Annotated in this window: 19 protein-coding genes; 5 read left to right on the top strand and 14 right to left on the bottom strand. The window is 76.0% G+C overall.

Annotated elements, in window-relative coordinates:
- Nucleotides 1-43 precede the first annotated feature (43 nt).
- From DQ240_RS24440 to pgi, 6 genes are all read right to left on the bottom strand, one after another.
- Nucleotides 44-2,365: a lysylphosphatidylglycerol synthase transmembrane domain-containing protein gene (locus DQ240_RS24440; RefSeq protein ID WP_113840702.1), complete on the bottom strand. Its 2,322-nt coding sequence runs from the start codon at nt 2,363-2,365 to the stop codon at nt 44-46.
- Between the two features lie 36 nt (nt 2,366-2,401).
- Nucleotides 2,402-2,920 carry a gamma carbonic anhydrase family protein gene (locus DQ240_RS16430; protein ID WP_113840701.1) on the bottom strand — a complete coding sequence of 173 codons (519 nt, stop codon included), beginning with the start codon at nt 2,918-2,920 and terminating at the stop codon, nt 2,402-2,404.
- 44 nt (nt 2,921-2,964) lie between these two features.
- Nucleotides 2,965-4,491 (bottom strand): MFS transporter, encoded by a 1,527-nt coding sequence (locus DQ240_RS16425; protein WP_233498775.1) that lies wholly within the window; start codon nt 4,489-4,491, stop codon nt 2,965-2,967.
- 44 nt (nt 4,492-4,535) lie between these two features.
- Nucleotides 4,536-4,904: a co-chaperone YbbN gene (locus DQ240_RS16420; RefSeq protein ID WP_113840700.1), complete on the bottom strand. Its 369-nt coding sequence runs from the start codon at nt 4,902-4,904 to the stop codon at nt 4,536-4,538.
- A gap of 40 nt (nt 4,905-4,944) precedes the next feature.
- A complete protein-coding gene (locus DQ240_RS16415; protein WP_113840793.1) occupies nt 4,945-5,973 on the bottom strand; it encodes an ATP-dependent 6-phosphofructokinase in 1,029 nt (342 codons plus the stop codon).
- 95 nt (nt 5,974-6,068) lie between these two features.
- A complete protein-coding gene (gene pgi / locus DQ240_RS16410) occupies nt 6,069-7,724 on the bottom strand; it encodes a glucose-6-phosphate isomerase (protein ID WP_113840699.1) in 1,656 nt (551 codons plus the stop codon).
- Between the two features lie 54 nt (nt 7,725-7,778).
- Here pgi and DQ240_RS16405 point away from each other — a divergent pair, with 54 nt between their 5' ends.
- Nucleotides 7,779-8,249, top strand: coding sequence for a heme-degrading domain-containing protein (locus tag DQ240_RS16405; RefSeq protein ID WP_113840698.1), 471 nt, complete (start codon nt 7,779-7,781; stop codon nt 8,247-8,249).
- Here DQ240_RS16405 and DQ240_RS16400 read toward each other — a convergent pair.
- Both DQ240_RS16400 and DQ240_RS16395 read right to left on the bottom strand, forming a co-directional pair.
- Nucleotides 8,246-9,304 carry a glycosyltransferase family 4 protein gene (locus DQ240_RS16400; protein WP_113840697.1) on the bottom strand — a complete coding sequence of 353 codons (1,059 nt, stop codon included), beginning with the start codon at nt 9,302-9,304 and terminating at the stop codon, nt 8,246-8,248. The genes DQ240_RS16405 and DQ240_RS16400 overlap by 4 nt on opposite strands.
- Nucleotides 9,301-10,377, bottom strand: a complete 1,077-nt coding sequence (locus DQ240_RS16395) for a glycosyltransferase family 9 protein (protein ID WP_233498774.1) — start codon at nt 10,375-10,377, stop codon at nt 9,301-9,303. Before DQ240_RS16395 ends, DQ240_RS16400 begins: the two co-directional genes overlap by 4 nt.
- 92 nt (nt 10,378-10,469) lie before the next feature.
- Between DQ240_RS16395 and DQ240_RS16390 the strand changes: the two genes are divergently transcribed.
- Together DQ240_RS16390 and DQ240_RS16385 are read left to right on the top strand one after the other, a co-directional pair.
- On the top strand, nt 10,470-11,741 hold the full coding sequence (locus DQ240_RS16390; RefSeq protein ID WP_113840696.1) for a glycosyltransferase family 4 protein: 1,272 nt from the start codon (nt 10,470-10,472) through the stop codon (nt 11,739-11,741).
- Nucleotides 11,738-13,597 carry a glycosyltransferase gene (locus tag DQ240_RS16385; RefSeq protein WP_233498773.1) on the top strand — a complete coding sequence of 620 codons (1,860 nt, stop codon included), beginning with the start codon at nt 11,738-11,740 and terminating at the stop codon, nt 13,595-13,597. Before DQ240_RS16390 ends, DQ240_RS16385 begins: the two co-directional genes overlap by 4 nt.
- Nucleotides 13,598-13,680: 83 nt before the next feature.
- Here the strand turns inward: DQ240_RS16385 and DQ240_RS16380 are convergent, their stop codons facing one another.
- The 6 genes from DQ240_RS16380 to DQ240_RS16355 all read right to left on the bottom strand — a co-directional run bounded on the left by DQ240_RS16380 (nt 13,681) and on the right by DQ240_RS16355 (nt 20,016).
- Entirely contained in the window at nt 13,681-15,249 is a 1,569-nt protein-coding gene (locus DQ240_RS16380; protein ID WP_113840694.1) for an HNH endonuclease signature motif containing protein, read from the bottom strand.
- A 179-nt stretch (nt 15,250-15,428) separates the two neighbouring features.
- Entirely contained in the window at nt 15,429-15,782 is a 354-nt protein-coding gene (locus tag DQ240_RS16375; protein ID WP_113840693.1) for a VOC family protein, read from the bottom strand.
- 39 nt (nt 15,783-15,821) lie between these two features.
- On the bottom strand, nt 15,822-16,436 hold the full coding sequence (locus tag DQ240_RS16370) for a TetR/AcrR family transcriptional regulator (RefSeq protein WP_113840692.1): 615 nt from the start codon (nt 16,434-16,436) through the stop codon (nt 15,822-15,824).
- Nucleotides 16,437-16,484: 48 nt separating this feature from the next.
- On the bottom strand, nt 16,485-16,934 hold the full coding sequence (locus DQ240_RS16365) for an N-acetyltransferase (RefSeq protein WP_199589352.1): 450 nt from the start codon (nt 16,932-16,934) through the stop codon (nt 16,485-16,487).
- Nucleotides 16,931-18,361 carry an ATP-binding protein gene (locus tag DQ240_RS16360; RefSeq protein WP_113840691.1) on the bottom strand — a complete coding sequence of 477 codons (1,431 nt, stop codon included), beginning with the start codon at nt 18,359-18,361 and terminating at the stop codon, nt 16,931-16,933. The genes DQ240_RS16365 and DQ240_RS16360 overlap by 4 nt, the downstream gene beginning before the upstream one ends.
- Entirely contained in the window at nt 18,358-20,016 is a 1,659-nt protein-coding gene (locus tag DQ240_RS16355) for an FAD-dependent oxidoreductase (RefSeq protein WP_113840690.1), read from the bottom strand. Before DQ240_RS16355 ends, DQ240_RS16360 begins: the two co-directional genes overlap by 4 nt.
- A gap of 126 nt (nt 20,017-20,142) precedes the next feature.
- Here DQ240_RS16355 and DQ240_RS16350 point away from each other — a divergent pair, with 126 nt between their 5' ends.
- Entirely contained in the window at nt 20,143-20,487 is a 345-nt protein-coding gene (locus tag DQ240_RS16350; RefSeq protein ID WP_113840689.1) for a UBP-type zinc finger domain-containing protein, read from the top strand.
- A 28-nt stretch (nt 20,488-20,515) separates the two neighbouring features.
- The gene (locus tag DQ240_RS16345) at nt 20,516-20,923 is read left to right on the top strand and encodes a four-helix bundle copper-binding protein (RefSeq protein ID WP_113840688.1); all 408 of its coding nucleotides are present in this window, start codon (nt 20,516-20,518) and stop codon (nt 20,921-20,923) included.
- Nucleotides 20,924-21,065: the final 142 nt, after the last annotated feature.

Raw genomic sequence — 21,065 nt, 5'->3', positions numbered from 1 at the left:
GGCACACCCCACCCACAGCGGCCCCACACTCCCCCCACGGCCGCTAGATGCGGTCGCGGCGCTGCAGCACCGTGAACGCCACCCACCCCAGGGGCGCCGGTAGCCAGAAGGTCGCGGCGCGGAAGGCGAGCACCGCGGTGAGCGCCGCGGCCAGCGGCACGCCGGTGGCGGTGAGTCCGCCGACCAGCGCCGCCTCGACGGCGCCCAGGCCGCCCGGGGTGGGCGCCGCCGAGCCGACGGTGGAGGCGACCAGGTAGACGACCACGAGCGCGGGCAGGTCCAGCGACGTCCCGAAGGCGCGCAGCGACGCGTCGAGCGCGAGCACGTAGCCCGCGTTCTGCAGGACGACGCCGAACAGCGCCGTGCCCAGGCGGCGCGGATCGGTCAGGGCGGCGAGCAGCTGCGGGATCGTGCGGCGCAGCAGCGGCTCGACCCGCGCGCGCAGCGCCCGGCGGGTGCCCGGCACGGCGAGGGCGACGGCGAGGATGCCCGCCGCCACCAGCAGCACGGCGAGGACGTTCCCGCTGGGCAGCAGCGAGGGCTGCGACGGCGACACACCGCTGAGCCAGCCGGCCACCACCAGCAGGAGCAGGGTGCCGCCGACGGTGACCACCTGGCCGACCCCGACGGTCGCCGCGGCGGACGCGGTCGGGATCCCCGCGCGCTGCAGGTAGCGGATGTTCAGCCCGACGTGGCCGACCGTCGGCGGGGTCACCAGGGTCACGAAGGACGAGGCCAGCTGCACCAGGCACGTCCGCACGAGCGGCAGCCGCGCCGGGACGAAGGCGGCCAGCGCCAGCCCCGCGCCGACGTAGGTGAGCGCCGAGCCCAGCAGCGCCACGGCCAGCCACCCGGGCCGCGCCTGCCGCAGCGCGTCCCCGAGCGGGACCTCGGAGAGCTGGGAGGCGAGCACGATCGCCGCGACCGTGCCGCCGGCGACGCTCACGAGGGTCCGCAGCCGCACCCGCTCCAGCCGCTGGACCGGCGCGGCCCGGCCGCGGTCGGGCGCGGTCACGGCCGCGCGCAGGTCCTCCAGGACGGCCGTGCCCGCCACCGTCCGCCGGACCGGCCGGACGAGCGCCAGTGGCTGCAGCAGGCCGACGAGGCGGTGCTCGTCCACCGGCCGCGGGGTGTAACCGGCGCGGAGGGCCGCGACCGCCCGCGGCACCCCCATCCGCGCCGCCACCGTGACCACGAGGGCGACGACGTCGAGGTCGCGCTGCAGCTCGCCGGCGGCCGGCTGGGCGTACTGCAGCTCCCCCAGGCCGACCCCGCCGTCGGGCAGCAGGACGACGGCGCGCTCGGTGAGGGCGCCGTGCGCGATGCCGGCGTCGTGCAGCCGGCGCAGCGCGGCGAACGCCCCCTCGAGCGAGGAGTCCGGCGCGTCCGTCGCCGACAGCAGCGGCGTCCCGCCCAGCGGCCGCTCCACGAGCACCAGCGCGGGTCCGGCCGCCAGCAGCGCCTGGACGCGGGGCACGGCCACGCCGGCCGTCCCGGCGAGGCTGCTGACGAGGGCCTGCCGTTCGAGGACGCCGCGCAGGCTGAGCGCGGGCCGGCCGACCGCCGGCGTGCGGAAGCGGAGCACCCGCCACAGGCGGCGGGCGACCGTGACGCCGCGCCGGTCGGGGTCCACCACGGTGACCAGCACGTCGCCGGCGGTGTCGCGCGCGGCGTACCGGGCGCGGCCGGCGGCGACCTGCAGCGTCCGGATCGCGTCGACGGCGACACCGGCCCGCGCGAGGACGGCGAGGACCTCCTCCTCGGCCGGCCGGGCGGGCACCACCCCCGCGGCCACGCGGACGCCGAAGCCGGCCCCGGCACCGATGAGGACCGCGGCGACCGCCCCGGCCACGGTCAGGCTGCCGAGCGCGAGCGCGCAGACCGTCATCGTCGCCAGCGCCGAGAAGGCCAGCAGCGTCAGGCGGACGCTGCGCGACCGGTCCGTGCCGACCACCACCGCCAGCCCGGTCGCCACCGGGATGACCGCCGGCTCGCCCGCCGGGCCGAGGGCGGCGATCCACCCCGCCTCCCCGGCGCGCTGCGCGGCGACGGCCAGCGCGGCGCCGAGCAGGCCGGCCAGGCCCGCCGAGCTGAGCGCGAACCGGCGGGAGCGCAGCGCGTCCACCGCCAGGCCGAGGAGGGCGGCCAGCGCGCTCAGCGACGCGACGGCGTTGACGACCCCGACGACGCCGCGGGGCAGGCCGCGCAGGCCGGGTGGGACGACGGCGTCGGTGGCGCCGGGCACGACCACCGACAGCAGCACCAGGACGAGCAGGCCACCGGCGTACCAGCAGAGCCGGCCGACGTCGGCGGGGCGGCGGACCCTCCCGGAGGGCCAGAACGACCCCGCTGCCCGCTCAGCCACGGGCTGCAGTATCCAGGGAGGGTCCGACCGGTCCGGTCAGCCGACGGGCTCGATGCCCGCGGCGTGCCGGCGGGCCAGCTCCTGGTAGTGCCGGCCGTTGTCGGTGACCCAGTGGCGGGTGCCCTCGGTGAGCGGGCCGCGGACCTTGGCCGGCGAGCCGATCGCGACGACCTCGTCGGGGATCTCGGCCCCGGGCGCCACCAGGCTGCCGGCGCCGATCAGCGTGTGGTGCCCGATCCGGGCGCCGTCCTGGACCGTCGAGTTGTTGCCGACGAGCGAGCCCTCGCCGATCTGCGCGCCGTGCACCACGCAGCCGTGGGCGACGCTGGCGCCCGGCCCGATGATCGTGGGCTCGCCGCCGTGCAGCACCGAGCCGTCCTGCACGTTCGCGCCCTCGCGCACGATGATCCGGCCGAAGTCGGCGCGGAGCACCGCCCCGTACCAGATCGACGCCCCGGCCTCGACGACGACGTCGCCGACCAGGGTCGCGGTGGGCGCCACGAAGGCGTCGGGGTGGACCTGCGGGGATCGGCCCTCGAATGCGTACAGCGGCATACCGACATCCCTACCGTACGACCGCCCCGCGGGACGGGAGCGGGTCAGCCGTGCCAGGCGGTGGCGCCGTGGAACTCCCGCTCGGCGCCCGCGCCCGGGGTGCGTGGCCGGTCGGCCGCGGCGTCGTCGCGCCGGTCCCGCCGCCGGTCGACGACGGCCAGCGCCAGGGCGGCGAGCGTGGTGAGCAGCGCGACCGCCAGCCCGGCGGCGGCCGCGACGGCGTAGTCCCCGCCGGCCGAGGAGAGCACGACGTAGAACAGGCCGGGCAGCGCGGCGGTGCCGATGGCGGCGCCGAAGCGCTGGGCGGTCTGCAGCGCGCCGCCGGCGGCGCCGGCCATCTCCACCGGCACGTTGCGCAGGGTCATCGTGATGTTGGGCGAGATGACGAACCCGCCGCCCAGGCCGCCGAGGAGCAGCGCGAGCGGGAGCGCCCAGCCGAGGGCGTGCGTGGGCACCAGCAGCAGGACCAGCGCCGCGGCGGCCAGGCCGGTGGCCACGCCGGCGAGGCCGAGCACCGTGAGCGTGCGGCCGTACCGCTCGACCAGCCGGCCGGCGAGGACGGCGGTGCAGGCGGAGCCGAGCGCGAACGGCGTGACCGCGAGGCCGGACTGCAGCGGCGTGTAGTCCAGCCCGGTCTGGAAGAACAGCGCGAGCACCAGCCAGATGCCGCTGAAGCCGAGGAAGTAGACGGTGCCCAGCCCGGCGCCGGAGGCGTAGCCGCGGGTCCGGGTGACCAGGCGCGGGTCCAGGACCGGCTGGCCGCCGCGGTGCACGACCCGCTGCTCCCACCACGCGAAGGTCGCGAGCAGGACCAGGCCGACGGGGAACAGCCACCACAGCCGGGACAGCCCGCCGGACTCGGCCTCCACCAGCGGGAAGAGGAGGGCGAGCGCGCCGCCGGCCAGCAGCGCGACGCCGACGACGTCGATGTGCCCGCGGTCGCCGCTGCCGCCGCGGGGCAGCAACCGGAGGGCCAGCACGAACGCCAGCGCACCGATCGGCACGTTGACGTAGAAGACCCACCGCCACCCGTCGGCGTCCCCGGCCAGCGCCAGGATGAGGCCGCCGACGACCGGCCCGGCCGCCGTCGAGACGCCGATGGTGGCGCCGAACAGGCCGAAGGCCCGACCGCGCTCCGCGCCGCGGAACAGCTGCTGGATCAGCGCCGAGTTCTGCGGCGCCAGGCAACCGGCCGCCAGGCCCTGCACCAGCCGGGCGGCGACGAGCAGCTCGACCGTGGGGGCGGCTCCGGCGGCGGCGCTGGCGAGGACGAACCCGGCCAGCCCGATCAGGAACAGCCGTCGGCGGCCGTAGGCGTCGCCCAGCCGGCCGGCCGGGACCAGCATCAGGCCGAAGGTGAGCGCGTACCCGGAGACGACCCACTGGATGGTGGCCGGCGTCGCCGAGAGCCCCTCGGTCATCGAGGGCAGCGCCACCGACACGATGCTGACGTCGAGCAGGCTCATGAAGCCGGCGACCAGCGTGACCGACAGCGCCTGCCAGCGGCGGGGGTCCGGCTCGTACCCCCCGTCGGCTGCGGCGGTGCGGGCGTCGGGGGCGGAGCGGGTCACGACGTCCGATCCTCCGCCTGATCCGGCGCCCGCGCCGCCCGGGGTCAGCGGGACGGCGGCGGGTCGGGGAACGTCGCGCGGACGGCGGCCATGTCCAGCTCGCGGACCGTGGCGATCAGCAGGTCGACCGAGTCGCCGGGCAGCCAACCGGGCTCGGCGAACACGAGGACGCCGTCCCGGAAGACCATCAGCGTCGGCGCGGTGCGGACGCCGACCTCGGTGGCCAGCTCCTCCTCGGCCTCGGTGTCGACCGCGGCGAAGAGCAGGTCGGGATGGCGGGTCCCGGCGGTGTCGAAGACGGCCGCGAAGGCCCGGCTGGAGCCCGAGGACGCGGCGCGGAAGTCCACCAGGACGATGCCCTCCCCGGCCACCGCGGCCGCGAAGTCCGCCCGGCTCAGGGTCACGGTGCCCACGAGCGGGAGTGTGCGCCGTGGGCGGCGGGAGGGCGAGAGCTCAGCCGGTGAACGCGCGCGTCTCGGCGAGCCGGGCGGGCGGGACGGTCTTGAGCCGGGCGACGGCGCGGGCCAGCGGCACCAGCTCGATGTCGGTGCCGCGGAGGGCGACCATCTGGCCGTGGTGGCCCTCGTGGGCGGCGATCGCGGCGTGGAGGCCGAAGCGGGTGGCCAGGACGCGGTCGAACGAGGTCGGCGTCCCGCCCCGCTGGACGTGGCCGAGCACGGTCGCCCGCACCTCCTTGCCGGTGCGCCGCTCGAGCTCCTCGCCGAGCTGCTGCGCGACGCCGGTGAAGCGGCGGTGGCCGAACTCGTCGACCCCGCCGATGCGGAAGTCCATCTGGCCGGGCAGCGGATGGGCGCCCTCGGCGACGACGCCGATGACGTGGGAGTCCCCGCGGTCGAACCGCTCGCAGACCAGCCGGACGACGTCGTCGACGTCGAAGGGCTCCTCCGGCACCAGCGTCAGGTGGGCGCCCGCCGCGAGGCCGGCGTGCAGGGCGATCCAGCCGGCGTGCCGGCCCATCACCTCGACCAGGAGCACCCGCTGGTGGGACTCGGCGGTGGTGTGCAGCCGGTCGATGAGCTCGGTGGCGATGCTGACGGCGGTGTCGAACCCGAAGGTGAGGTCGGTGCCGTCGATGTCGTTGTCGATCGTCTTCGGGACGCCGACCACCGGCACGCCGGCCTCCGACAGCAGGTGGGCCGCGGTCAGCGTGCCCTCCCCGCCGATCGGGATGAGGACGTCGATGCCGTGCTGGTCCAGCGTGCCGCGCATCTCGTCGATCCCGGCGTGCAGCTTCTCCGGGGCGACGCGGGCCGAGCCGAGCGTGGTCCCGCCGCGGGTGAGCAGGCCGTCGACGGCGGCCACGTCGAGTGGGGTCGAGCGGTCCTCCAGGAGGCCTCGCCACCCGTCGCGGAACCCGATCACCTGGCTGCCGTAGTGGCTGGTCGCGGTCCGGACCACCGAGCGGATCACGGCGTTCAGACCCGGGCAGTCACCTCCGCCGGTGAGGACTCCGATGCGCACCTGCCCGACCATACGTCATGACGTCTTGACGACATGCCGACGCCAGTGGGCCTCTCGCGCGCGAAAGGCCGTGGGCTTTCGCGCGCGAGAGGCTCTCAGCTGCGGCCGCGCAGCTGCCGGTAGGTGCGCACCAGCTCGACGGTCGAGCCGTCCTGGTCGAGGTCCGGCGCGTCCTCGCCGGTCAGCGCCGGCGCCAGCTGGCGGGCCATGACCTTGCCGAGCTCGACGCCCCACTGGTCGAAGGAGTCGATCTGCCAGATGACGCCCTCGACCAGCACGGTGTGCTCGTAGAAGGCGACGAGCTGGCCCAGCGTCGAGGGCGTCAGCTGCGGGGCCAGGATCGTCGTGCTGGGGCGGTTGCCCGGCATGACCTTGTGCGGGACCAGCTCGGCCGGCGTCCCGTCGGCGGCGACCTCCTCGGCCGTCCGCCCGAAGGCGAGCACCGCGGACTGGGCGAACATGTTGGCCATCAGGAGGTCGTGCATCTCGCCGATGTCGTGGGTGGGCCGGCCGAAGCCGATGAAGTCGGCCGGCACGAGCGACGTGCCCTGGTGCAGCAGCTGGTGGAAGGCGTGCTGGCCGTTGGTGCCGGGCTCGCCCCAGTAGACCTCGCCGGTCGCCGTCGTGACGGCCGCGCCATCCCACCGGACCGACTTGCCGTTGCTCTCCATCGTGAGCTGCTGCAGGTAGGCCGGCAGCCGGGAGAGGTACTGGCTGTAGGGCAGGACGGCGTGGGTCTGGGCGCCGAAGAAGTCCGTGTACCAGACGTTGATCAGCCCCTGGAGGACCGGCAGGTTCTCCGCGAGCGGGGCGGTGCGCACGTGCTCGTCGACGGCGTGCGCCCCGGCCAGCATCTCGCGGTAGGCCTCGGGCCCGATCGCGACCATGAGCGACAGGCCGATCGCCGACATGAAGGAGTAGCGGCCGCCGACCCAGTCCCAGAAGCCGAACATGTTCTCGGGGTCGATGCCGAACTCGCGGACCGCGTCGGTGTTCGTGGAGACGGCGACGAAGTGCTTGGCGACGGCGCTCTGGTCGCCCCCGAGGCCGGCGAGCAGCCAGTCGCGGGCCACCGAGGCGTTGGTGAGCGTCTCCAGCGTGGTGAAGGTCTTGGAGGAGACGACGAACAGCGTCTCGGCAGGGTCGAGGTCGCGGGTGGCCTCGGCGAAGTCGGTGGGGTCGATGTTGGAGACGAAGCGCGCCGTGATGCCGCGGTCGGAGAAGGCGCGCAGGGCGGTGTAGGCCATGGCCGGGCCGAGGTCGGAGCCGCCGATGCCGATGTTGACCACCGCGCGGATCGGCCTGCCGGTGTGCCCGCGCCACTCCCCCGAGCGGACGCGGTCGGCGAAGGCGGCCATCCGGTCGAGCACCTCGTGCACGTCGGCGGGGACGTCCTGCCCGTCGACGACGAGCCCGGTGGACGCCGGGGCGCGCAGGGCGACGTGCAGGACGGCGCGGTCCTCGGTGACGTTGACGTGCTCGCCGCGGAACATCGCCTGGACGTGACCGGGGAGCCCGGCGCGCTCGGCGAGGGCGAGCAGGAGCTCGAGCGTCTCGTCGGTGACGCGGTGCTTGGAGTGGTCGACCACCAGGTCGGCGACCCGGCGGGTCATCCGCCGGGCGCGGTCGGGGTCCTCGGCGAACAGCTCGCGGAGCGTGCGGTCGCGCAGCCGGGCGTGGTGGTCGGTCAGCGCCTGCCACTCCGGCGTCGCGGTGATGTCGATGGCCGTGGTGAGGGGCGCAGCGTCCATGCGCACACCCTGCCCGAACCGGCCGCCGTCCGAACCCCCGGGCAGGCTGGCCCCATGACCGACGCCTTCCCCCCGCTCGCCGACCTCGCCGCCGAGGAGGCGGAGCTGCAGTTCGGCTCGTTCACCAACGACGACGCCTGGGAGCTCGGCGCGGCGCTGGTGGCCACCGGCCGCCGGGCCGCCGCCCCGATCGCCGTGGAGATCCGCCGCAACGGCTCGCGGCTGTTCTCCGCCGCGCTGACCGGCGCGACACCGGACAACGCGCACTGGATCGAGCGCAAGGTCCGGGTCGTCGAGCGGTTCGGGCACAGCAGCCTCTTCGTCGGCCAGCAGTTCCGCGAGCGCGGCACCACGTTCGAGGAGGGCGCCGGCCTCGATCCGCAGCTGTATGCCGCCCACGGCGGCGGCTTCCCCGTCCTCGTGCGCGCCGTCGGCCCCGTGGGCGTCGTCGTGGTCTCCGGCCTGCCCCAGGTCGAGGACCACCGGATGGTCGTGACGGCGATCCGGGCCCACCTCGGCCGCTAGCCGGCGAGTCCCCCCGCCGCCGCGGCGGCCGTGGTCAGGACGGCGGAGAAGCGGCGGGCCATCAGGTCGGCGTCGAACTCGCGGACGGCGCGCTCCCGGGCGCGCTGCCCGAGGGCCGCCCGCCGGCCGGGGTCGGCCAGCAGGTCGCGGAGCGCCGTGGCCAGCGCCTCGGGGTCCTCGACGGGGACGACGACGGCGTCGTCCCCCACCGCCGTCCGCACATCGCCGACGGCGGTGCTGACGCAGGGCAGACCGGCCGCCATCGCCTCGAGCAGCACCAGCGGCAGCGCCTCGCGCCGTGACGACAGGCAGAAGACGTCGAGCTGCCGCAGGAACGCGTAGGCGTCGTCGACGAAGCCCGGGAAGGTGACCGGCAGGCCCGCGGCGGCCGCGCGCAGCGACGCCTCCTCGCGGCCGGCTCCCCCGATCACCACGTCCAGCTCGACGCCCTCGTCGACCAGCTCCCGGATGGCGGTCAGCAGCAGGTCGAAGCCCTTCTGCGGAGTCAGCCGGCCGAAGGTCCCGACCCGGGGCACCGGGTTGCCGGCCGGGCCGGCGGCGACGGCCGGGACGTCGACGCCGTTGGGGACGACGTGCACCCGGTCGGCCGGCACCCGGAGGTCGGTGACGATCTGGTCGCGGATCTCGGTGGCCGGGGTGAGCAGCAGCGCGAACCCGGCGTAGAGGGCGACCAGCTCCTCCCGGCGCGGCCCGGTGCCGGTGTCCCCGACCAGGTGCAGCACGCCGACCGTCGGCGCGACGGACTGCGCGGCGGTGACGGCGGCGGCGTTGGACCCGGGGTCGACCAGGTTGACCAGAACGACGTCCGGCGCGGTCGCCCCGATCGCCGCGCGCATCGCGGGCGCCTCGGCGGTGTGCCGGGCGAGCGGGACCACGAGCGGGTCGTGCGCGGCGTGCTCCGCGGCCAGCGGCTCGGCGCAGACCAGCCGCACCGACCAGCCCAGCGCCGGCAGCCGGCGCAGCAGCGCGGTGAGGTGGACGTCCGCGCCGCCCCAGGTCTCGGTGTCGCTGACCAGGGTGATCCGGGGGCTCACGCGGCCTGCCCGGCCAGCTCGCGGGCGGCGGCGAGCACGGCCTCGGGGCGGACCGACGCCGCGCAGCGGAAGTCGATCGGGCAGACCAGGTGCGGGCACGGCGCGCAGGGGACGTCGGCGACCACCGCCCGGTGCCGCGGACCGGCGTGGGCCCAGCGCACCGGGTCGCCGGGGAGGAACACCGTGACGCTGCGGCCGCCCACCGCGGCGGCCAGGTGCGCCGATCCGGTGTCGTTGCCCACGAGGACGGCCGCGTCGCGCAGCAGGGCGGCCAGCCCGCCGAGCGTCGTCGCCCCGGTCAGGTCCACCGCCGGCGCGCGCATGGCGGCGACGACGCGCGCGGCGATCTCCTTCTCGTCGGGGACGCCGGTGACCACCACGGTCAGCCCGTCCCGCGCCAGGGCGTCGCCCACCTCCGCATACCGGGCGACGGGCCACTGGCGGGTGGCGGCCGAGGCGCCGGGGTGCAGCACCGCGTAGCCACGGGGGGTCAGCCCGTGTGCCGCCATCGTGGCGGCGTGCTCGTCGAGGTCGGCCGGCCGCAGGTCGAAGCCCATGTCGACCGGCCCGCCGGGCGGCAGACCGAGGTGCTCGAACAGCCGGACGTGCCGCTGCGCCTCGTGCAGGTCCAGCGGGTAGCGCAGGTGCAGCGCCTCCGACGCCGGCGGCACGGTCCAGCCGGTCGGCGCGAAGCCGCCGGTCAGCCGGGCGCCGAGGGCCGCGGTGACCGCGTTGGCGGCCGGCCGGTCGCCGTAGTCCTGCAGCGCGAGGTCGAAGGTGCGCCCGGCGGCGGTGAACGCCGCCCAGCCGTCCGGGTCGACCGGGCCGTCGGGGATGCCCTCGGCCCCGGGGAACGGCAGCAGCTCGTCGACCAGGGGCCGGCCGTCCAGCGAGCCGAGCCGCTCCACCACCGGCGCCATGCGCGGCCACGTGGTCAGGGCGACGTGCAGGTCGGGCCGGGCGGCGCGCAGCCGGCGCAGCGACGGGAGGGAGCAGAGCAGGTCCCCCAGGCCCACGCGCATCCGGACGAGCAGCACCCGGCGGACGGCGGGGTCGGCGAGCGGTGGCAGCACGGTCCCCTCCTCCCCCGGCTCCGGGCGACCCAACCCCGGCAGGGTGCACGATCTCGTGGTGCACTACGGATCCGCCCCGATCGGAGGTCCGAGTGCCCCAGCCCGTCGTCGCCGACGCGCCCCACGTCCTGCGCCTGTGCAGCGTCTTCGAGCCCGATCCCGCCGGCCGGACCGGGCCCGAGCTGGACGGCCGGGCAGCCCGCTTCGACCCCATCGGGGGCATGCAGAACCACACCGCGACGCTGACCCGCTGCCTCGACGCGCAGGGCCACCGGCAGACGGTGGTCACCTCGCGGCTGGCTGCCCCGGCCGGCAGCACCCGGATCGGGACGGCGGCGGTGGTGTACCGGACCGGGGTCCCGATCGCGCGGCTGCGCCAGCTGTGGGCGCTCGCGGCGCTGCCCGTGGTGCTGCGGCGGTCCGAGCGCCCGGTCGACGTCGTCCACGCCCACCAGGGCGAGGACCTGGCGGTGCTCCCCCTGGCCCGGCTCGCCGCGCGGCGGCACCGCGCCCCGCTGGTGGTCACGCTGCACTGCAGCGTGGGGCACACCCTGACCGGCGGCTCGCCCCGGGCCCGTCTGCTGCGGGCGGTCGGTGGCTGGGTCGAGCGCCGGACGCTGCGGCGCGCCGACGCGGTCGTCGTCCTCACCGAGCGGACGGCCGCGGCCGTGCGGGCCGACGGCGTCCCCGCCGAGCGGGTGCACACCATCCCGTCCGGCTTCGACCCCGCGCTGTTCGCGGGGACCGACGGCGACGTGCTCGCCGGGACGGGGCGGCCGCGGATCGGCTACGTCGGCCGGCTGGCCCCGCAGAAGCGCCCCGACGTGCTCGTCCAGGCGTTCGGGCTGATGCAGGAGCGGTCGGAGCTGGTCGTGGTCGGCGACGGGCCGGACCGGGAGCTGGTGGAGCGCGCGGCCGCGGAGAGCCCGGCGCGCGAGCGGATCACCCTGCGCGGGTTCGTCGCGCACGACGCGGTGCCCGGTGTGCTGGCGTCGCTCGACGTGCTGGTGCTGCCCTCGGCGTACGAGGAGATGGGCTCGGTGCTCACCGAGGCGATGGCGGCGGGGCTGCCGGTGGTGGCCAGCGACGTCGGCGGGATCCCGACGGTGGTGGACGACGGGGTGACCGGCCTGCTGGTGCCGCCGCTGGACCCCCCGGCGCTGGCCGCCGCCCTGGACCGCGTGGTCGGTGACGCCGACCTGCGGACGCGGCTGGCCGCCGGGGCCCGGGAGCGCGCCGGCGACTACGGGTGGCCGCGGCTGGCCGGGCGCGTGGCGACGGTCTACGCCGGGGTCCGTGCGCAGGTCGGGGCGCGGGTGCGAGCGCGGGTCCGTGGCCGGGTGCGGGAGACCGTCCCGGCGTGAAGGGTGGTGGGGTGGCCGTCGCCGTCCTGGTCCCCGTGCACGACTCGCCGCTGTCCCCGGGAGCCGCCTTCCTGCCCCGGGCGCTGGAGTCACTGCGGGCGCAGACCGCCGGCGGGTGGGAGGCCGTGGTGCTGGACGACGGCTCACCGGACCCCGGTCCCGTCGCCGCCGCGGTGGCGGCGGCGGGTGATCCGCGGATCCGGCTGGTCCGGCTCGAGCGCAACCGCGGCCTGGGCGCGGCCCTCAACGCCGGCCTGGACGCCACGACCGCCCCGGTCGTCGCCTACCTGCCCGCCGATGACGTGTGGACGCCGGACCACCTGTCGGCGCTGCTGGGCTGCCTCGCCGACCCCGCCGTCGTCCGGGTGCGGTCGGGCCTCACCGAGCCGCCGGGCACCGCGTACGACCAGCTCGTGCAGGTGGCGCACCGGCGGACCGGCGACCGGTGGACCGAGCGCGAGGAACTGGAGACCGACGACCTCGACCGGCTGATGTGGCAGCGGGTCGATGCCGGCGGCGCGGTCGCCGAGACCGGGGCGGTCACGTGCTCGTGGACCGTGCACCCCGGCCAGCGCTCGCGGGCGATCCGCAGCGCCTTCGACGGCGGGCTCAACGTCTTCCGCGCCCGCTACGGCGTGGACCGGCCGCTGCGGTTCTCCTCCACCGACGGGGCGGACGTCGACGAGGTGGGCCGCTACGCGCGGTTCCGGTCCCGGAGGTACGAGCCGGCGGCCGACGGCCTGACGGTGCTGGTCGTCGGCGAGCTGGCCTTCAACCCCGAGCGGGTCCTGGCGCTGGCCGCGCGAGGTCACTCCCTCGCCGGGCTCTGGACGGCGACCGGGCTGGGCGACTCCACCGTCGGGCCGCTGCCGTTCGGGGACGTGGACGATCTCGGCGTCGTGGACCCCGCGGCGCTCGCCGACCCGGGCGCGGCGTGGCGGCGGGCGGTGCGGGAGCTGGCGCCGGACGTGGTGTGGGCGCAGCTCAACTGGCGGGCGGTACCGCTGGCGCACGCCGTCCGCACCGCCTTCCCCGACATCCCGTTCGTGTTCACCTTCAAGGAGGCGCCGCAGCGCAGCGTCGTCCGCGGGGAGTGGCCGGTGCTGGCCGACCTGGTGACCGGGGCTGACGCGTGCCTGTTCTGCTCGGCGGAGGAGCGGGACTGGTTCGCCCTCGCGCTCGCCGGCCGGGTGGACCCGTCGCGTCTGGGGGTCCTCGACGGCGACCTGCCGCTGGGCGAGTGGCTGGACGCGCCGCTGACGCCGAAGCTGTCGGACGCCGACGGGGAGCCGCACGCGGTCGTCGTCGGGCGGCCGTCGGGGCTGGACCTGGACTGGGTGATGGAGCTCGCCGGCCGGGGCGTGCACACCCACCTCTACGGCCAGCAGCGGGCGCCCGGCACGACGGGCTCGTGGCAGTCATGGCTGGACGAGGCGCTGGCCCGGGCGCCGGGGTACGTGCACCTGCACCCCCCGATCGGTCCCGACGCGTGGGTGCCGGAGCTGTCCCGGTACGACGCCGGCTGGCTGCACCGCTTCTCCAGCGCGAACGGCGGCGACCTGCGCCTGGCCACCTGGGACGACCTCAACTCCCCGGCCCGGCTCCCCGTCTGCCTCGCGGCCGGCCTGCCCCTGCTGCAGCAGGCCAACCCGGGGTCGCTGGTCTCGGTGGAGCGGGTGCTGCGCGCGGAGGGCACCGGCCTCCTCTACCGCTCGGCGGACGACGTCGCGGACCTGCTCGCCGAGGAGGTGCGCACCCGGACCGGGGCCGCCGCCGCGATGGCCGCCCGGGAGCGGCACACCTTCGACGCCCACGCCGACCGCCTCGTGGACCTGTTCCGCTCCCTCGCTCACTGAGGGGTCCGATCCGCGGCGACACGTCGACATGGGGACGTGTCGCTTCGTCCCCATGTCGGCCTGTCTGCTCATCGGTTCGAGCGTCAGAAGGGCCACGGCTCGCCCTCCGGTTCCGGGAGCGGGGGCCTGTCGCGGCCGACGCGTGATCTCCGGATGAGGCCACGGATCCCCGATGACCGTGCTGGTGAGCGGGTTTGGCCTTCGGCGTCCGGCAGTTCCGGCGGCGGCTCGGGTGGTGGCCGGACGCCGGGTGGTCGGGTGGTGCGGGTGACGCCGGAGGGGGTGGTCACGGTGAGCACCCCGGCGGCATCCATGACGAACCGCCAGCCGGGAGCGAAGGTCTTGAGCCGGTGGTGGCTGCGACACAGGCAGCACAGGTTGCCGCAGTCGGTGTCCCCGCCGCAGGCGTGCGGGATCACGTGGTCGGCGTCGGCCCACCCGACCCGCTGGCCGCAATTCGGAAAGCGGCAGGTGCGGTCGGGGGTGTGCACAAACCGCTGCTGCGCCGCCGACGGCCGATACCGGTCCACCGCCGCCGGCCGCCCCAGCACCGCACACCCGCAGTCGGAGTCCGTGTGGTCCGGGCACCCGCGGCGGGCGAGCGCCTCCAGCTGAGCGGGGGTGGCGGTGCCCAGCAGGACACCGTCGTCATCGGTGACCGCGACGGTCACCGACCCGCCCTGCGGCGCCCGCACACCGCAGCCGTCCAACCGGCGCACCAGCTCCCGCACGTGCGCCGCGGTGACCGCCAGCCCGCTCACCTCACCTGCCTCGGCCGACGTCCCGGCCAGCGAGCCCAGGGACGCGGACACCTGCAGGTGCGCGGTCACCGCAGGACGCGTCGTGTCCCACGGGCGCAGCACCAGGTCGGCGAACATCCGCGTCCGCAACTGCCCGACCGGCCGCTGGTCGCCACCGGCCTTCACCATCCCCGCGTACCGGGTCAGCGCGTCGTGCACCGCCGCGGCCTCGTCGGCGGGCAGGTCCACCGTCACGGTGGCCATCCCCTCCCTCGTCGAGGGGTAGATCCGTACATCCGCGGTCTTCTGCGCCTGCGCCCGGCGCTCGTCCACCCCGCCCGGATCGACCGCGACCAGCAGCGCCTGCGCTCGCGTGCGCAGCTTCCCGACCGAGAGCTCGGTCGCCTGGTCCAGCAGCTGCGCCTCCACCCGCCGCGCCACCTGCGGGTCGGCGTGCTCGACCACCTCGGCCAGCACCTTCGCCCGCGGCTCGTCCAACGCCCCCGACCCCAGCAACGCGAAGGTGCCCGGCAACTTCGCCCGCCAGACGAACGCCCGCCCGGTCAGGTTCGACGCCGTCCCCCGCCCGCAGTTCAGCACCACCGCCAGCTCCGCGGGGAAGAACTCCGACACCCCCACCGGCCGCGACTGCGCACCCCACGAACCCCGCGAACCCCGGGTGCCTGCGGGCGGGTCATCGGCATCGGGCGACTCGTCGGCCATCGCCAGTACCAGCTCCGCCTCGTAGGCGGCCAGCCGGGCGCGTTCGGCCACGACGGCCTCCAGCGCCACCGCCTTTTCCGACCGGGACAGCAGCCCCGGCGCCACCCGCGGGACCTCCTCCCGGCAGCCGATCAGCGCACGGACCAGCGCGGCCTCCACGGCCGACTCCCGGTCCACCACCTGCGCCATGACCCGAACATACGTTCGGGGTCTGACAGTTCCAGCACGTCAGGACCGGTGGGCGACGATGTTCAGCACGTTCCCGTCGGGCGACCGACCTGTCCGAGTCTGCTGTGCTCGGCGGAGGCGGGGTCGACGTCCCCTGCCTTCACCGACGCCACCGGTACGGCCGCCCGACGGCCGAGGTATCACGCCCGGTGGGCGACGATGTTCAGCACGTTCCCGTCCGGCGCCCGGACGAGGAAACGGCGCACGCCCCACTCCTCCGTGGTGAGCGGGTGGACGATCTCGTAGCCGAGCTGCTGCGCCTCGGCGTAGGCGGCGTCGACGTCCTCGGCGTGCACCGACACGACCGGCACGACCGGCGCGGTCGCGTCCGCCGACACCAGCTGCACGTGCGCTCCGGTGTCCGGTGACGTGCACCGCGCCACCCACCCCAGGTCGAACTCCTCCGTGCTCAGCCCGAGGAAGCCGGTGTAGAAGGCCTTGGCCGCCGCGACGTCGGCCACCTGCAGGTTCGGCGTGATCCGGATGCTGCGCATCGGCCCATCGTGGCGCGGGGGACGACGGCGAGCGAGAGGTCAGGCGCAGATCCCCGCGCAGGTCATCCGCGCCAGCCACCGGCCGACGGCCGCCGGGTCCTCGGAGTCGACCGACTGCAGCGGTGCCAGCGACGTCGCCTGGACGACGGCGAGGGCGATCCACTCCTCTGCCTCCCCGGCCGAGACGCCGTGGCGCAGCTCGCCGGACTCCGCGGCGCGGGCAACGTGGGGGCGGATCAGCGCCGCGGCCCGTTCCCGCTCCCTGCCCGAGCGCAGCGCCATGTAGCTCGCCAGGCTCTCGTCACCGGCGGCCACGTGGGCGCCCACGCGGTACCGGGCCGAGGTGGCGGCCAGCACCTCGCCGAGCGCCGCGACGGCATCGGCCAGTGTCCGCGCCCCCGCCGCCCGCTGCTCGAACTCGGCGAGGTCCCGCTCGTGCTCGTACTCGCGGATGCCGGAGAACAGCGCCCCGCGGTCGGCGAAGTAGCGGTAGAGCGTCGCCCGGGAGACCCCGGCGGCGAGGGCGACGTCCTGCATCGTCGTCTTGGCCCGGCCGAACTGGGCCGTGCAGCGCATGCCCGCCTGCAGGATGCGGTCCCGCGTCTCGTCCCGGACGTCGGAGTCGATCCCCCGAGCCGGGTCGGCACTGGTCACGCCGTCCAGTCCAGCACAACCGGACCCGGGCACCCAGCCACCTCCCCCTCAGGGGTCGAACCGGAACCCGCTCACCCAGAGGCCGGGCAGCACCTCGCGGTCGCCGGTCGGCACGAAGCCCAGCCGCAGGTAGAGGGCCGTGGCCGGGATGTTGTCCCGCCCCGTCGAGACCACGGTGGGCCGGCCGGCGGCCAGCACCGACCGCACCAGCGCCGTCCCGGTCCCCTGCCGAGCCGCGGACGGCGCCACCACCAGCCGGTGGACGTCGACGCCGCCGTCCTCGGAGCTCCACGCCACCGCCCCCACCAGCCGGTCGCCGGTGAAGGCCCCGGTCCACGACAGCGGCGCGGCCCGCAGGTCGGACAGGGTCTCGTGCAGCGGCGGGATCCGGTCGTCGCCGATCAGCGCGGCCTCGACCGCGTACGCCTCGTGCTGGAGCCGCAGCAGGGCGGCAGCGAGGGCGGCGTCCCCCGCGACGTCCAGCGGGGCCAGGTTCACCGGGCGGCCGGCTCCTCCAGCGGGAGCCGCACCTGGAACCGGGTGTCGCCGGGCCGCGACTGCACCCGCAGGTCCCCGCCGTGCCGGGTGACGACGATCCGCCACGAGACGTCCAGCCCCAGCCCGGTGCCCTGCCCGACCGGCTTGGTGGTGAAGAACGGCTCGAACACGCGCCGGCGCAGCTCCTCGGGGATCCCGGGCCCGGTGTCCCCGATCTCCACGAGCGCACGATCGCCGTCCAGCGCCGTCCGCAGGGTGAGCGTCCCCGTGCCGCCCATCGCGTCGAGCGCGTTGTGGATGAGGTTGGGCCACACCTGGTTGAGCTCGCCGGCGTAGGCCGGCACCGCCGGCAGCGACCGGTCGTACTCCTTGACCACGGTGACGCCCGGGCCGATCTTGCCGCTCATCATGGTCAGCGTGGCGTCGAGTCCCACGTGCAGCTCGGCGGCCTGGTGCGGCGTGCGGTCTATCTGCGAGTACTGCTTCGCCGCGTCGACCAGCGCCGAGATCCGCGCGGTGCTCTCGCCGATCTCGGCCACCAGCGTCTCGGTCTCGACGGTGTAGGAGAGCCACTGCAGCGCCGCCGGCAGGGAGGACGGCGTCACGGCCGCGGCGACCCGCTCGAGGTCGTCGGGGCCCAGCCCGGCGGCGACGAACACCCCCGCGAGGTCCCACGCGCGATCGACGTCGTGGTCCTCCAGCCACTCGCCCAGCTCGTCCTCGCGGTCGGCGCGCTCCAGCGCGCCGAGCTCGGGAGCCGGCCCGATCCGGGCGACGAAGTCCTCCTGCAGTGCGGTCAGCGCGGTGAGCATCCCCGCGGGGACGTGCCCGTCCGACAGCTTCGCGAGCTTGGTGCGCATGCCCGCGATCCGCTCCCGCAGCGCCGCCGTGGCCCGGGCGGCCGCGGCCGCGGGGTTGTTCAGCTCGTGGGTCAGCCCGGCGGTCAGCTTGCCCAGGGCCAGCAGCCGCTCCCGCTGGCCGAGGACCTCGTTCGTGTTCTTGGTGCCGACGAACAACCCCTCCAGCAGGTGCACCGCCATCGGGTACCACCGCTGGAAGACCTCGGCGAACGGCCCGGCCGGCAGCGCGAGGAACCGGCAGTCGGTCACCGCGCGGACCGTCGCCGGGTACACCTGCCTGATCCGGTCCTGCATGTAGAACTGCACCGCGCCGGAGTAGACGCCGCGGGAGTCGGTCCGCACGGTCTCGACGTCGCTCCCGCCGACCCGCCGGGACATCGTCATGGTGCCCTCGAGCAGCACGAAGAAGCACTCCGCGGGCTGCCCCTCGACCGACACCTCGGTGCCGGCGGCGCAGTCGACGACGTCGCCGTTGGCCGACACCCAGGCCAGCTGGTCGGCGTCGAGGTCCTCGAACAGGAACAGCTCGCGCAGCACGTCCGGACCCAGCCGGGTCGGCGTGCTCACCGCTCCCCCAGGTACCGGTGCACCAGCGTCACGGCCAGCGCGCCCTCGCCGACGGCGGAGGCGACCCGCTTCACCGAGTCGGCCCGCACGTCGCCGGCCACGAAGACGCCGGGCACGCTGGACTCCAGCAGCCAGGGATCGCGGTCCAGCGCCCATCCCCGCGGCCGAGCACCCTCGGCGAGCAGCTCGGGGCCGGTCGGGATGAACCCGCGCTCGTCGCGGGCCACCACGCCGTCCAGCCAGGCCGTGCGCGGGGCACCGCCGATGAAGACGAACAGGTGGCTGGCCGGGACGGTCTCCCGCTCGCCGGTCTGCACGTCCTGGAGGGTGAGCGACTCGAGGTGGTCCGAGCCGTGGGTCGCGACGACGGTCGTGCAGGTGCGCACGGAGATCTCGGGGGTGTCCGCGATCTGCGCGATCAGGTAGTGCGACATCGACGCCTCCAGCGACGGGCCGCGCACCAGCATCGTCACCGACCGCGCGTGCCGGGCAAAGAACATCGCGGCCTGCCCGGCGGAGTTGGCTCCGCCGACGACGTAGACGTCGCGCCCCTTGCACGCGGCCGCCTCGGTCAGCGCCGAGCCGTAGAACACCCCGCGGCCGGTCAGGTCGTCGGCGCCGTCCACCCCGAGGCTGCGGTAGGAGACGCCGGTCGCCAGGACGACGGCGTGCGCGGCGATGGCACCGCCGTCGGCGAAGCGCACCACCCGCTTGGGCCCGTGTGCCTCCAGGGCCACGACGTCGCGGGTGAGCAGCAGCTCCGCGCCGAACTTGCCGGCCTGGCGGCGTGCCCGGTCGGCGAGCTGGCCGCCGGAGACGCCGTCCGGGAAGCCGAGGTAGTTCTCGATCCGGCTGCTCTGACCGGCCTGCCCGCCGGTCGCCTCCCGCTCGACCAGCACCGTGCGCAGGCCCTCCGACGCCCCGTAGACCGCGGCGCCCAGCCCGGCCGGGCCGCCGCCGACGACCACGAGGTCGTAGAACTCCTCGCGGGCGTCCACGGTGAGCCCGACGACGGCGGCGAGCTCGGCGTCGGCCGGCGACCGCATCACCTGCCCGTCCGGGGTGACCACGACCGGGACGTCGTCCGCGGTGGCCCCCGCCGCCTCCAGCAGCCGCTGGCCCTCGGGTTCCTCGACGCTGTACCAGCGGTAGGGGACGGCGTTGCGGGCCAGCAGGTCGCGGGCGCGGAACGACGCCGGGGACCACCGGTGGCCGACCAGCTTCACGTCCTCGACCGCCGCCGCGGGGCTGGCCCTCCACGCGTCGAGCATCGTGTCGACGACGGGGTAGAGCTTCTCCTCCGGCGGGTCCCACGGCTTGAGCAGGTAGGCGTCGACGTCGACCAGGTTGATGGCCGCGATGGCGGCGTCGGTGTCGGCGTAGGCGGTGAGCAGCGCCCGCCGCGCCCGCGGGAACAGGTCCATCGCCTGCTCGAGGAACTCGATGCCGTCCATCTGCGGCATGCGGTAGTCGGCGAGCAGGACGGCGACCGGCTCGCCGCGGAGCTTGAGCTCGCGCAGCGCCTCGAGCGCCTCGGCGCCGGAGGAGGCCCGCACGATCCGGCAGTCCTCGCCGAAGCGGCGGCGCAGGTCGCGGGCGACGGCGCGGGAGACCTGGGGGTCGTCGTCGACGGTGAGCAGGACCGGGCGGCTCATGGGCGGCCTCCTCCGAGGTGCAGGTGCGAAGGCGCCCGGCGACGTCGGCGGGCGGCCCACGCTAGCTCCCCGCCCACCTCGGAGGACACCCTGTCGCCGGGTCGCCGCCGTGCCTACGGTGGCCCCGTGAGCACGCCAGGCATCGACCCGTCCGTCCCGCCCAGCGGCTCCGGCTGCGTGGAGTGCGAGGCCTCCGGCGGGTGGTGGTTCCACCTGCGCCGGTGCGCGCAGTGCGGGCACGTCGGCTGCTGCGACTCCTCGCCGTCCCAGCACGCCCGCGGGCACGCCGCGGAGACCGGGCACCCGGTCATCCGCAGCTTCGAGCCCGGCGAGGACTGGTTCTGGGACTTCCCGGCCGACCGCCCCGTGCGCGGCGCCGAGCTCGCCGGACCCCAGCACCACCCGCTCGACCAGCCCGCGCCCGGCCCGCGCGGGCGGGTGCCCGCCGACTGGCAGCGCCACCTGCACTGAACGGCCGCCCGGCGGGTACGCACCGCCCATGACCGTCACCGCGCAGATGCTCGCCACCCACCCGCACGCCCAGAGCGGCCCCGACGCCGATCTGCTCGCCGCCTGCATCGACGCCTGCCTCCAGTGCGCCGAGGCGTGCACCGCGTGCGCCGACGCCTGCCTGGCCGAGGAGATGGTGGCCGACCTGCGGCACTGCATACGCACCGATCTGGACTGCTCCGACGTCTGCGCGGCCACCGCCCGGGTGCTCACCCGCCGGGCGGGCCACGACTCCACCGTGGCCCGCGCCGTCCTCGAGGCCTGCGCCACCGCCTGCCGCTCGTGCGGTGACGAGTGCGCGCAGCACGCGGAGATGCACGAGCACTGCCGCGTCTGCGCCGAGGCCTGCCGCCGGTGCGAGCAGGCCTGCCGCGACCTGCTGGCCGCGCTGGGCTGACCGCCCGCGGCGACCGGCTAGTGGTCCTGCCTGTTAGTTCGGCGGTGTATGCGGCTGCCGCCAGATGGTGGGGTCGCTGAGGTAGAGGCCGCAGGCGCAGTCGAGGGCTTCCTCGGGGCTGCCGGTGGTGTCTCCGGTGGGC

Source organism: Blastococcus sp. TF02A-26 (assembly GCF_003319125.1).
Lineage (GTDB): Bacteria > Actinomycetota > Actinomycetes > Mycobacteriales > Geodermatophilaceae > Trujillonella.
The sequence above is the reverse complement of the archived record's forward strand: the minus strand, read 5'-3'. Positions and strand labels throughout refer to the sequence as shown.

Excerpts from the sequence above, each read along its gene's own strand:
- DQ240_RS16430 (WP_113840701.1), bottom strand. The coding sequence starts at position 2,920 with ATGCCGCTGTACGCATTCGAGGGCCGATCCCCGCAGGTCCACCCCGAC.
- DQ240_RS16345 (WP_113840688.1), top strand. The coding sequence starts at position 20,516 with ATGACCGTCACCGCGCAGATGCTCGCCACCCACCCGCACGCCCAGAGC.
- pgi (WP_113840699.1), bottom strand. The coding sequence starts at position 7,724 with ATGGACGCTGCGCCCCTCACCACGGCCATCGACATCACCGCGACGCCG.
- DQ240_RS16405 (WP_113840698.1), top strand. The coding sequence starts at position 7,779 with ATGACCGACGCCTTCCCCCCGCTCGCCGACCTCGCCGCCGAGGAGGCG.
- DQ240_RS16375 (WP_113840693.1), bottom strand. The coding sequence starts at position 15,782 with ATGCGCAGCATCCGGATCACGCCGAACCTGCAGGTGGCCGACGTCGCG.
- DQ240_RS16355 (WP_113840690.1), bottom strand. The coding sequence starts at position 20,016 with ATGAGCCGCCCGGTCCTGCTCACCGTCGACGACGACCCCCAGGTCTCC.
- DQ240_RS16380 (WP_113840694.1), bottom strand. The coding sequence starts at position 15,249 with ATGGCGCAGGTGGTGGACCGGGAGTCGGCCGTGGAGGCCGCGCTGGTC.